This is a genomic window from Streptomyces sp. KR55 (assembly GCF_052245645.1).
GTDB classification, from domain to species: Bacteria; Actinomycetota; Actinomycetes; order Streptomycetales; family Streptomycetaceae; genus Streptomyces; species Streptomyces flavusporus.
In genome coordinates this window covers 1-11101 of sequence record NZ_JBQQCE010000332.1, presented here as the reverse complement: position 1 = coordinate 11101, position 11101 = coordinate 1, and the positions used below count along the sequence as shown (strand labels likewise).

Annotated in this window: 10 protein-coding genes and 1 pseudogene; 3 read left to right on the top strand and 8 right to left on the bottom strand. The window is 70.0% G+C overall.

The window, feature by feature from the left end; all coding sequences use genetic code 11:
• The 6 genes and pseudogenes from ACTWQJ_RS36050 to ACTWQJ_RS36025 form a co-directional block, all read right to left on the bottom strand.
• The coding region (locus ACTWQJ_RS36050) for a beta-galactosidase (RefSeq protein ID WP_443310669.1) at window positions 1–282 on the bottom strand (282 nt) is incomplete at its 3' end.
• 27 nt (window positions 283–309) lie between these two features.
• A pseudogene (locus tag ACTWQJ_RS36045) lies at window positions 310–1227 on the bottom strand (carbohydrate ABC transporter permease).
• An 8-nt stretch (window positions 1228–1235) separates the two neighbouring features.
• Window positions 1236–2147 (bottom strand): carbohydrate ABC transporter permease, encoded by a 912-nt coding sequence (locus tag ACTWQJ_RS36040; RefSeq protein ID WP_443310668.1) that lies wholly within the window; start codon window positions 2145–2147, stop codon window positions 1236–1238.
• Window positions 2147–3505, bottom strand: a complete 1359-nt coding sequence (locus ACTWQJ_RS36035) for an ABC transporter substrate-binding protein (protein ID WP_443310667.1) — start codon at window positions 3503–3505, stop codon at window positions 2147–2149. The genes ACTWQJ_RS36040 and ACTWQJ_RS36035 overlap by 1 nt, the downstream gene beginning before the upstream one ends.
• A gap of 175 nt (window positions 3506–3680) precedes the next feature.
• Window positions 3681–4784, bottom strand: a complete 1104-nt coding sequence (locus ACTWQJ_RS36030; RefSeq protein ID WP_443310666.1) for a LacI family DNA-binding transcriptional regulator — start codon at window positions 4782–4784, stop codon at window positions 3681–3683.
• 140 nt (window positions 4785–4924) lie between these two features.
• On the bottom strand, window positions 4925–5449 hold the full coding sequence (locus ACTWQJ_RS36025; protein ID WP_443310670.1) for a rhomboid family intramembrane serine protease: 525 nt from the start codon (window positions 5447–5449) through the stop codon (window positions 4925–4927).
• A 306-nt stretch (window positions 5450–5755) separates the two neighbouring features.
• Between ACTWQJ_RS36025 and ACTWQJ_RS36020 the strand changes: the two genes are divergently transcribed.
• Window positions 5756–6223, top strand: coding sequence for a hypothetical protein (locus ACTWQJ_RS36020; protein ID WP_443310665.1), 468 nt, complete (start codon window positions 5756–5758; stop codon window positions 6221–6223).
• Window positions 6224–6263: 40 nt separating this feature from the next.
• On the opposite strand, the gene ACTWQJ_RS36015 is transcribed toward ACTWQJ_RS36020, so the two are convergent.
• A complete protein-coding gene (locus ACTWQJ_RS36015) occupies window positions 6264–8252 on the bottom strand; it encodes an N-acetylmuramoyl-L-alanine amidase (RefSeq protein ID WP_443310664.1) in 1989 nt (662 codons plus the stop codon).
• A 227-nt stretch (window positions 8253–8479) separates the two neighbouring features.
• Window positions 8480–10069, bottom strand: a complete 1590-nt coding sequence (locus tag ACTWQJ_RS36010; protein WP_443310663.1) for a M1 family metallopeptidase — start codon at window positions 10067–10069, stop codon at window positions 8480–8482.
• 340 nt (window positions 10070–10409) lie between these two features.
• On the opposite strand from ACTWQJ_RS36010, the gene ACTWQJ_RS36005 reads away from it, so the two are divergent.
• Complete coding sequence (locus ACTWQJ_RS36005) at window positions 10410–10748, top strand: antibiotic biosynthesis monooxygenase family protein (protein WP_129803178.1); 339 nt, start codon at window positions 10410–10412, stop codon at window positions 10746–10748.
• On the top strand, window positions 10745–11101 hold a 357-nt coding region (locus ACTWQJ_RS36000), incomplete at its 3' end, for an NAD(P)-binding domain-containing protein (RefSeq protein WP_443310662.1). The genes ACTWQJ_RS36005 and ACTWQJ_RS36000, both read left to right, overlap by 4 nt.

The window sequence follows — 11101 nt, the reverse complement described above, 5'->3', positions numbered from 1 at the left end:
CGGAGGCACGGCGTATGTCGGCGTGCCGATGATGACGGAGATGCCGCGCTCGTGGGCGCCGTCGAGGACCGGCTGGAGCCAGTCGAGGTCGAAGCGCCCGTTCTCCGGCTCCCAGGTCGACCAGACCGACTCGCCCACGCGGATCACGGTGAAGTTCGCCTCGGCCATCAGGTCGAGGTCGGTCTTGAGCCATTCGTCGGGCCGCAGTTCGGGGTCGTACGCGGGCGTGTACTCGTGGTAGTACGCGGCGCCGAACAGGACGCGGGCGGGCAGATCCGCCATGAAGGGAACCTCCAGAAAGTAGGGGCGTTACTGCTTGACGCTTCCGGTCGCCAGACCGCTCTGCCAGTAGCGCTGGAGCAGGAGGAAGGCGATGACGAGCGGCACGATGGAGATCAGAGAGCCGGTCACGACGAGCGGGAGCATGTCGCTGCTGGCGCCGGCCCCGCCGTTCTGCGCCTGGGCGGCCCAGGAGGAGAGGCCGACCGTGATGGGTTACAGGCTCGGATCGTTGAGCATGATCAGCGGCAGGAAGTAGTTGTTCCAGGTCGCCACGAGCGTGAAGAGCAGGACGGTCACCAGGCCGGGGGCCAGCAGCCTGAGGGCGATTCGGAAGAAGATCCGTGCCTCCCCGGCCCCGTCGATGCGGGCGGCCTCCAGGAGGCTGTCCGGAACGGCGTCGGCGGCGTATACGCGCATCAGGTACAGGCCGAAGGGATTGACCAGCGAGGGCAGGATGATCGCCCAAGGCGTGTTGACCAGGCCGACCTTGGCGAACAGCAGATAGGTCGGGATCGCCAGCGCGGTGGCCGGGACCATGATGGCGCCGAGTACGAGGTTGAAGGCGGCACGGTCGCCACGGAAGCGGAACTTGGCGAAGCCGTACCCGGCGGCGGCCGCGAGCAGGGCGGCGCCGAGTGCGCTGACGACGGCGTACACGGCGGTGTTGAGCAGCCAGTTGACGAAGACGCCCTCGTCCTGGGTGAAGGTCTCCCTGATGTTCGCCAGCAGCTGCGGGGCACGGGAGAACCACAGGCCGAAGCTGTCGAACAGGTCCTGGGTGTTCTTGGTCGAGGCGACCAGCAGCCAGAACAGTGGGAGGAGGAAGTAGGCCAGGGCCGCCAGCATGGCGATCGTCAGCGGGGTGCTGCGGCGGCGGGAAGCGGACCGGTGCCGCTTCGGTGCGGTGGGGGCCGGGTCGGCCGGTGCGGTCGTGGCCTGCGGCATCGTGGTGGTCACTTTGCCCTCCTGCGGTTCGCGGTGAGCAGCACGGCGTAGGAGGCGATGACGATGACCAGGCCCAGGAGGAAGGACACCGTGGCCGCGTAGTTGACCTGCTGGCCGGTGAAGGCGAGGGAGTAGGCGTAGAGGTTGGCGGTGTAGGAGCTGCTGATGACGTCGGGGGCGATCTTCATCAGCAGGCTCGGTTCGTTGAACAGCTGGAAGCTGCCGATCACCGAGAACAGCAGGGTCAGCAGCAGAGCGGGCCGCAGCGCCGGGAGCTTGATCGACCAGGCGATGCGCCAGACGCCGGCGCCGTCCATCGCGGCCGCCTCGTACAGGTCGTGCGGGATGGTCCGCAGGGCCGCGTACAGGATGATCATGTTGTAGCCGACGAACTCCCAGGTCACGATGTTCGCCAGGCTGCCCAGCATCCAGCCCTCGCTGAGGAAGTGCGGGGCCGGCAGGCCCAGGTTCCGGCTCAGCTGGGCGAACGGGCCGAAGTCGGGGCCGTAGAGGTAGCCCCACATGAGCGTGGCGACCACGCTCGGGACCGCGTACGGCACGAAGATGCCCAGCCGGATCACGCGCGCCAGCCGCAGCAGGCCGCTGTCCAGGGCGAGGGCGAAGAGCAGGGCCAGCAGCAGCATCAGCGGCACCTGGATCACGAAGAACAGGGCCACGCGTCCGACGCCGCGAAGGAGGAGCGGGTCCTTGAGGGCGGTGACGTAGTTGTCCAGGCCGACGAAGACCGTGCCGCCGATGAGCTGTTCCTGGAAGAGGCTGAGGTAGGCGGCGTAGCCGAGCGGGGCGAGGAACAGCAGGAGGAAGAGGATCAGGAACGGGGCAACGAACAGAGGTCCTGCAGCGCCGCGGCCCACGCGTGAGCGGGCCTTGTGGGAGGCCGCGGGGGTGGCCGGCATCATCAGGCCCCCTTGACCGTGAAGCCCTGCTTCTTGGCGTACGTCGTGAGCCGTGACTGCCAGGTGCCGAGCGCGGCGACGGTGTCGGACTTGGCGGCGAGGGACTTGCCGACGGTCTCGGTCCAGTCGGTCGCCGCCTGGTCGAGGAACGGCGGCCACTGGAACTCGGGTGAGACCGTGTCGCTGATGTCGGCGAAGATCTGGTTGACCTTCTGGCCGCCGTAGAAGGCGGGCGCGCTGCCGGTGAAACTCGCGTCCGCGAGCAGGGCCTTGGTCGCCGGGAAGAAGAACTGCTTGGTGGCGAACATCTTGGCGCTCGCCGGGTCGCTGTTGAGGAACTGGGCGAACTGCGCCGCGGCGATCGGGTTCTTGGTGGATGCGGTGACTGCGGTCGTGGAGCCGCCCCAGTTGCCGGAGACCGGCTTGGCGGCGTCCCACTGCGGCAACGGCGCCGCCCGCCAGTTGCCCGCGGTGGACTTGGCCGAGCCGGACAGGAAGGCCGGGCCCCAGGCCGCGGTGAGCCAGGTGGCGTACTTGCCCTTGTTGAACCCGGCGTACCAGGGATCGGTGAAGTCCGGGTCGGTGCTGATGACGCCTTCCTTCGCGAGCCCGCCCCAGTACTCGCCGAGCTTCTTGGAGACGGCGTCGTCGACGCTGATGGCGAGAGTGCTCTTGCCCGAGGTCGTATACGGCTTGGCGCCCGCCTGCCAGAGCAGGCCGTGCCAGGCGGCGGGTTCGTTCGCCGCGAGGTTGGTCAGGTAGACGTCGGGGTCCGCCTTGTGGAGCTTGCGTGCGGCGGCCGCGAACTCGTCCCAGGCCGTGGGCACTTGGATGCCGTGCTGGTCGAAGATGTCCTTGCGGTAGAGCATCCCCATGGGTCCGGTGTCCTGGGGGATCGCCCAGACCTCGCCGTCGGGTCCGCTGACCTGTCCCCATGTCCAGTCGACGAACCGGCCCTTCAGCGCCGAGGCGCCGTACGGGGCGAGGTTCAGCAGGCTGTTGGTGATCGTGAAGGTGGGGATGGCCTGGTACTCGATCTGCACCATGTCCGGTGCGCCGGTTCCGGCCTTCAGCGCGGTACGCAGCTTGGTGTAGTGGGCGACGCCCTGGCCGGCGTTGACGACCTTGACCTTGATCGCGGGGTACTTCTTCTCGAAGAGCGCGACCTCCTGCTCGACGTCCGGGACCCAGGTCCAGAACGTCAGCTCGGTCGGCGTCTTCATCGCCTTGTCGATGTCGGCCTGGCTGACCGGCTTGGCGGACGACGCGCCGCCGGTGCCGCCACCGCTGCCGCCGCACGCGGACAGCGCGGCGCCCAGCGACACCGCTCCCGTCGTGGTGAGGAAGAGCCGACGGCTCATGCGGGCAGACGCAGGGGCTTTGCTGGCGAAGATTCCGGGCATGGTGAACTCCCGCCGAGGGGCGTAGATGCGTTGGGGTGTTGGGGGTACGAGACGGTGGCACGCAGGGCGAGGGCGTGCTGCACCGGGGGATGGGGTGGGGAGTGCGCGACGGAAAGGAGGCGGGTGCGGAGGGCTACGTCAGGTCATGCTCAGGTCGTACGTCGCCCATGCCCGGGGTCGTCCGGGGCGGCGGGGGCGCGGTCGAGGCGCGGACGACGAGGTCGACCGGTGGGTCGCTCGCCGGGAGAGGGTCCGCGTTCGGGTTCTCGATGGCGTGCACAAGACGCTTGAGTCCTTCCTGCGCCACGGCGTCGAACGGCTGCCGCACCGTGGTCAGGGGAGGAGTCACATAGCCGGCGACGGGGATGTCGTCGAAACCGACCACGCTGACGTCGTCCGGAACGCGCCGTCCGGCTTCCGTCAGGGCGCGGATCAGGCCGATGGCCATGTCGTCGTTCGCGGCGAACACCGCGGTCACGGCGTCGTCGGAGGCCAGCGCACGGCCCGCCGCGTATCCGGACGCCGCCGACCAGTCGCCCTCCACGACCGGCGGTGCGTCCCGGCCGCGTGCGGCCAGTGCGGCCCGCCACCCCTCCAGCCGGTCCCGGGCGGCGTACCAGCGCCCGGGACCAGCGAGATGATGGACCGTCAGGTGACCCAGATCCAGGAGGTGTTCCGTGGCGACCCGGGCCAGCAGCTCGGCCACGACGCCCGCCGTCACCACCTGGGGGGCGGCGAAGAGCGGTGGTGCGCCGAGTACGAGAACCGGTACGTCGACGCGGAGAGAGCCCGCGCCGTCGACGGTGCCGTCGGAGCCTTCGTCGATCGGCTCCGAGATGACGATGCCGTCCACGCCCTGATCGAGGAGTGAGTCCACGGCACCGGCGACGCCCGCCGGGTCGCCCTCCATCGTGTTGACCACCCGGAGCGCATACCCCATGTCCCTTACGGCCCGCTCGATGCCCATGAGCAGCGAGGCGGGACCGTACAGCGCCGTCCCGAGGGTGACCACACCGATGGAACGGGTCCGTCCGGACGCCAGCGCCCGAGCCGCGTTGTTCCGCCGGTAACCGAGTTCGTCGGCGGCCTGGAGCACCCTGCGGCGCACCTCGGCGGAGACGTAGGGCTCGTCGTTGAAGACCCTCGACACGGTCTTCTGCGAGACCCCCGCACGCCGCGCCACGTCCACGCTCCGCGGCACCGGGGAACTTCCGCCTCGTCCCGCATCCTGTGTCATGGCATCTCCCGATGGCCGCGCCGCATCCCCGACGATGCCGACTGTAGGACGCCGGCTGTATGACTGCGCTGTCATGTCTACGCAGTCATGGGATGCGCGTCAAGAGTTCGCGCAACACGTGAGTAACCCGCGTCCGTATGTCAGGCGCCGCGCGGCCGCCGGAACGCGACGGCAGCAGCCACCCCACCCAGCAGCCCGAAGAGATGCCCCTGCCAACTGACCCCGGCAGCCGTCGGCAGGACGCCCCACAGGAGCGAGCCGTAGACCGCACCGACGAGGAGGCCCACGACGATGTCGCCGACGCGGCGATCGACGAAGCCGCGGACCAGCAGATAGCCGAAGAGACCGAAGACGACGCCGGACGCACCGGCGGTCGTGGAGTGCGGCGGTGCCGTGAGCCACACACCCACGCCGCCGATGAGGACGATCATGGTGACGACGGCGAGGAACCGGCGTATGCCGGACAGTGCGGCAAGGAAGCCGAGAACCAGCAGCGGCACGCTGTTCGCAGCGAGATGGTCGAAGCCGAAGTGCATAAAGGCGGCGGGCACGATGTCCCGCAGCTCACCGACCTCGCGCGGGCTGATGCCGAACGTGTCCAGGGCGTGGCCGCTCGCCGCGTCGACGACCTCGAGCACCCACAGCAGGGCGACCCAGCCGGCCATCAGCAAGCCGGCGTCCCTGGCACGCGCCAGGCGCGCCCCGGGCGCGGGGCGCGCCGCGCCGTGCTGCCCGTGCTGCGATCCAGGGCCGTAGTGCGATCCGTACACCATGGCACCCCCTTGCTTCCCTTGTGTACTGCTCAACGCCGACGGACCACAGCCCGGTTCCCGCCCTGTGGGCAGGCTCGGCCGTAAGGCGACCCTGCGCGCACCGGCGCGACATTGCTCCGTCCGAGTGGTGCATACCTGGGGACGGTCGTAGCGTCGGTACGTGCACGACGTGTGGATCCGGACGGGCCAGGAGCGGATATGCGGGAACTCGCGATGACCAAGGTGGCCGCGGTCTGTGCTGTCGCGACGCTCGCGGCGGCCATGGGCACGGCCTCCGCTGCCCCCGCGGCCGCGCCGCCCACGGCGCAGTCCGTGGCACAGCGGTCTGCGTCCCCCGTGCTCGTCGACTGTTTCTGGAAGTCCCAGGTACGCCCCGCCGACTTCATCCTCGCCTGCGGTGACGGCAACAGCCGCCTCACCGCTCTGCGGTGGTCGCACTGGCACGCCGACTCGGCGGTGGCCGTGGGCCTCAACGCGGTGAACGACTGCCGGCCGTACTGCGCGGCGGGCCGGTTCCACTCGTACCCCGTCGTGGTCCGGCTCGACGATCCGCAACCGTGGGAGAAGCAGCCGGAGTTGCAGCGCTACTCGCGTATGACGCTCACCTACCCCGGCGACAGGCCGGAGAGGGTGCCGCGCACGGTGACGTATGCGCTCTGGGACTGACACGTCGCCGGGGACTGCCGGATCTGGGGGAGGGGCATCGTCACCGGGAGGGACGGCGCGCTGCAGGGCCTGACGGTGGTCCTGCCGTGGCCGGCTCGCTCACCACGTCCACGTCGCTTGCCCGGACATAGGCGAGGCGGTGGCCGAACTGGATCTGGTAGTACTCCTCCTCGCCCGTCACCACCTGGTTCGGTGTGTCGTCGGAGGACGACTTGTCGACGTGGGAACCGACGAGGCGGCCCTGTGTCACATACCGCTGGCCCGCGAGGAAGCTGTACGGGAGCGGCGATTCGGTCGGCGCTGACACCTCGTCCGGGTACGCGTCCTCCTCCGGGAGAGCACGCCCGTACACCGTGACCTCGCTCAGGCCGTCCTTCGGAGTCACCATCCGGCCGGTCGTACCGACGGCCGTCGGATGGAGTCTGGGGTTCTTGAACCATGCTTTCCGGCCCTGGTACCAGATCGCCGTCCACTCGCCGCTGCGCCCCGCGACCGCGAAGGACTGACCGGCCGAGACCCGCGACCCCAGGTCGTTGACGTCCTCCGTGGACTCCTCCCCGTCCGGGCGGCGGCCCGGGTCCTGGATCAGCGAGGCGTCCTCCTTCGGCTCGGTGTGCAGGCGGACGGCGCTGGAGCCGTGCGGCTTGCACGGCACACCGTCGCCGGTGCATCCGGTGAACGGCGGCTTGTGGGTGGCGTAGTCGGGCAGCACGGTCACCATGGCACTGTCCCGCCCGGCCGTGGCCCGCAGGGGCGCGCCGAGGAGCTCGAAGTAGTGCCGCCAGTCCCAGAACGGGCCGGGGTCGTCGTGCATATGAGGGATGGTCGAGGCGGTCGGGGACGGCACGTTGTCATGGCCGAGGATGTGCTGCCGGTCGAGCGGGATGTCGTACTTCTTCGCCAGGTAGCGCACGAGGCGGGCCGAGGTCCGGTACATCTGTTCCGTGTACCAGGTGTCGGGCTGCGTGAGGAATCCCTCGTGCTCGATGCCGATCGAGCGGGCGTTGACGAACTGGCTGCCGGAGTGCCGGGCCGCGTCCTTGGTCCTGATGTGCTGGGTGATGTGGCCGTCGCTGGAGCGGACCGAGTAGTGCCACGACGGCTCCGTCGGTTCCTGGATGGTCTTGAGCATCGACGGCAGGCGTGCCTCGGTGTCGTGGATGACGATGTAGTCGATCTTCTGGTCCCGAGGCCGGTCGGCCGGGTCGTAGTTGCCGTACGCGTCGTCACCGATCTCGACGTACGGCGCTTTGAGCCAGGAGCAGGACACCTCCGCCGGGCACTCGACGTCCTTCGGCCGCTGTGGGCCCTGCGGGCGGGGGATGACGCCCGGGTTGGCGGGGAGGGTGACGTGCTGCCCTGCGTCGGTGGTGCGGTGCGCGCCCCGGCGGATCACCGAGAAGACGTCTTTGGCGTACGTCTGCGCCGATGCGGTGTCGCCCGTGCCCGGGAAGCGTGCAACCGCTTCCCACCAGTCGGCCGGGTCGGCGCTGAGCGGCTTGCCGAGCTGTCGTTGCGTCGCTGCCAGGAGTGCCGCTCCGCCGCGCACGTTGGCCTCGGTGTCCGTGCGCAGCCGCTCCTCCGGCGCCCCGATCAGGCGGGCGGCGAGTTGCAGGTTGGCCGGCTGTGCGGAGGCGTTGCCCCGGGCGTTCGCCTCGCGTGAGGCCTGTGGCCCCGCGAACGGCGAGGCACTCCCGCGGTGCGGTGCAGTCCGGGCCTGGCGGGCGTCCACCAGGTGCATCGGTCCGTAGCCGCCGACGACGCTCGGGGAGCCCGGATGGGAGTCCCATCGCGACTGCAGGTAGGACACGCCCATGAGCACACTGCGCGGCACCCGGTATTCGTGTGCGGCGGCCGTGAAGACGTCCTGCAGACGCGGGTCGTCCGCCGCGCCGCCGTCGTCGTCCGCCGGCCCGCTGAGCAGCGGCACCAGCAGTGACATCAGGAGCGCCGCCGACGCGGTCAGCCAGAGGATCCGGCGGCGCCCCCGGAGGGCGCCGGGGACACGGGGGGCGGCACGTTCACTCATTGCAGGGGCCTCCGACCATGCTCGACGCAACCAGGACAACGGAGTTGCCCTTCGCACCACCCCTCGTACGTTTCCGTGCCCGACACGCCACGTCGCGCCAACTGTCACCGTCCTGGACCAGCCGCCCGGCAGAGGCCAACCGGTCGGCGGCAGTACGTCCGTCACGGCAGGGAGGGGGCGAAGTGCCCGTGCCGAACGGTGGGGTCCGGTACAGGCGGCGTGCCGGCTCAGTCCTGGACCGGGTCCACCTGCCAGTCGGGATGCCCCGGCATGGGCGGGGTGTGTGCCCCGTACAACCACGGGGTCAGGAACGGGGTGAGGTCCTCGCCTGCCACCTCGGACGCGAGCGTGAGGAAGTCCCGCGTGCCGGCGGCCCGGCCCCGGTACGTCGTCACCCAGGACCGCTCGATCCGGTCGAAGGTCTCCTCGCCGACCTTCTCCCTCAGGGCGTAGAGCACCAGCGCCGAGCCGTCGTACCGCATCTGCTTGAACAGGGTCGGCTCGGTGGGTTCGGCGGGCGCCCCGTCGTCGTGACGCCACTGGTCGTGCTGCTCGTACGCCGCCCGCATCGCGTCCTCGATGCTGATGCCACCGTGTGCGTCCGAGTAGAGACGTTCGTAGAAGCGGGCGTGCCCCTCGCTCAGCCACAGGTCGGACCACTGCCGGATGGCGACGCTGTTGCCGGTCCAGTGGTGGGTCAGCTCGTGCACGAGGTCGCGCTCGGCGTCGACCCGGTCACCCAGCAGATCGGACCTCGGCACGACGGACAGGGACTGCGTCTCCAGCGCCACCGGCAGGTCGGTGTCCCCGACCAGCACGCCGTAGCGGCGAAACGGGTACGGGCCGAGCCGCCGTTCCAGCCAGGCCAGGTGCTCGGAGGTGAGCGAGCGGTAGGCCTCGGTGTCGGTGACCAGGCCACCGGGGACCGCGTCCCGGACGGGCAGCCCGCGCGGGCCGGTGCTGTCGACGAACGTGAACCGTCCGATCGCCACCTGGATCAGCTGGGCCGCGACCGGGTGCTCGGAGTCGTACGTCCACCGGAGTCGTCCGTCGGGGCGCCGGACGCGCTCGACGAGTCGGCCGTTGGCCACTGCGCTGAGGCCGGGCGGGGTGGTGATGCGGAAGGTGACCGGCGCCCGCAGGCTGGGGTGGTCGTTCGCCGGGAAGATCATCTTGGCGCCGTTGGGCTGCGGACAGAGCACGGTGCCGTCGGGCGTGGGCACCCAGCCGTACGCCTGGATCGCGTCACTGCGGTGCCGTTGCTGCGTCGGATCGGCGGTGTAGGCGACCTGCACGGTGAAGGCGCTGCCGTCGAGGATCGGCTTCGCGGGAGTGACGACGAGCTCGTCGCCGTCGCGTACGGCGGTCGCCGGTGCGCCGTTGACGGTGACCGTGTGCAGCGTGTTGCCCGCGAAGTCGAGGTTGAAGCGGGACAGTGCCTGCGTGGCGGTGGCGCTGATGGTGGTGCGGGCGTCGAAGGGCGTCCGCGGTGCCCGCCAGTCGAAGGCGATGATGTAACGGCGCACCGTGTAGCCGCCGTTGCCGTCGAGCGGCAGGAGCGGGTCGCCGATGCCTGGGGCGCCGGGGGAGGAGGCCGGGCCGGACGACGCGCCGGACGGACCGGGGGCGGGCGAGCCGGGGTGGGCGGGGGACCGGTGGCCGCCGTAGAGGAGGGTGCTGATGAGCACGGCGGCACCAGTGATCACGACGGCGCCGGTGAGGGCGACGGCGAGGGCCGTGCGGCGGGTACGGAGGCCACGACGGGGGCCCTCCGTCCCAGCCGGTTCGCGCGGGGGGCGTGTGAACGACGCCTTCACCGGAGCACCCCGTGGGTGCCTCGGCTGCCGGCAGTCGTGATCTCCATGGCCGCACTATGCCAGCAAGCATCGCTAAATCCGATTATGTCCTGACTTCTTCCTTCGAACGCCGCCTGAATTCGCCCCGATTCGCAAGGGTCGCGAAAAGCCCCGTTCGTGTGACGCCATCCGCGTCCGACAGTCGCGAAACGGAACATCACCCTACTCACCCCAACAGACCAACAACGCAGCGTAAAGGCCTTGTCCCGACTGGCCCGTCCCCCATTCGGAGTTGCGGCCGCACGGGGGTCATGAGTCGGTAGGAGTCGTGTCCTGCCGGATCTCACCATCAGGAGGAGACATGGGCACCAAGCAGAAGGGCCATTCGGCCGACAAGCTGTCCGTCGTTTTCACCGTCCGAGTGATCGAGGGCGGCGAGCAAGGGTTCCTGGATCTGTACGACAAGATCCGCAAGACCGTCGCCCGCACCCCCGGCCACATCGTCGAGCGGCTGGGAGAACCCGTGGACGACTCCCGTCAGTGGGTGATCACCAGTGAGTGGGAGACGCCCGAGGCGTTCTTCGCCTGGCAGCAGAGCGAGGAGCACCGCGAACTGGTCGCGCCGCTGCGCCAGTGGGTCGACTCGACGCAGTCGCTCCGGTTCCGGGTCGTCAAGGAGACCGTGGGGGCGGCGTCATGACGCGTACGACCAACGGCCCCATAGCCGTCCTCGGACTCGGCGCCATGGGCACCGGCCTGGCCACCCGCCTCCTCGACCAGGGAGTTCAGGTTCGGGTCTGGAACCGCACTGCGGAGCGGGTCGAACCGCTCGTCAAGGCGGGCGCCTTCGCGGCGGCCCGCCCTGCTGACGCCGTCGCAGGCGCGAGCGCCGCCATCTGCACCGTCGCCGACGGCGAAGCCCTCGGCACCGTGCTGCGCGGACCGGACGGAGTGCTGGCCAACGGGCCCTACCCCGGTGTCCTGATCTGCGCCAGCACCGTCGCTCCCGACGAGGTCGTCCAAATCGCCGGGGACGTCCCCTCCGTTCTGGAC

What these genes read in the sequence shown, in the direction of transcription:
- ACTWQJ_RS36005 (WP_129803178.1), top strand. Translation starts at nt 10,410, where the DNA reads ATGGGCACCAAGCAGAAGGGCCATTCGGCCGACAAGCTGTCCGTCGTT.
- ACTWQJ_RS36015 (WP_443310664.1), bottom strand. Translation starts at nt 8,252, where the DNA reads ATGAGTGAACGTGCCGCCCCCCGTGTCCCCGGCGCCCTCCGGGGGCGC.
- ACTWQJ_RS36020 (WP_443310665.1), top strand. Translation starts at nt 5,756, where the DNA reads ATGCGGGAACTCGCGATGACCAAGGTGGCCGCGGTCTGTGCTGTCGCG.
- ACTWQJ_RS36030 (WP_443310666.1), bottom strand. Translation starts at nt 4,784, where the DNA reads ATGACACAGGATGCGGGACGAGGCGGAAGTTCCCCGGTGCCGCGGAGC.
- ACTWQJ_RS36035 (WP_443310667.1), bottom strand. Translation starts at nt 3,505, where the DNA reads ATGAGCCGTCGGCTCTTCCTCACCACGACGGGAGCGGTGTCGCTGGGC.
- ACTWQJ_RS36025 (WP_443310670.1), bottom strand. Translation starts at nt 5,449, where the DNA reads ATGGCCGGCTGGGTCGCCCTGCTGTGGGTGCTCGAGGTCGTCGACGCG.
- ACTWQJ_RS36040 (WP_443310668.1), bottom strand. Translation starts at nt 2,147, where the DNA reads ATGATGCCGGCCACCCCCGCGGCCTCCCACAAGGCCCGCTCACGCGTG.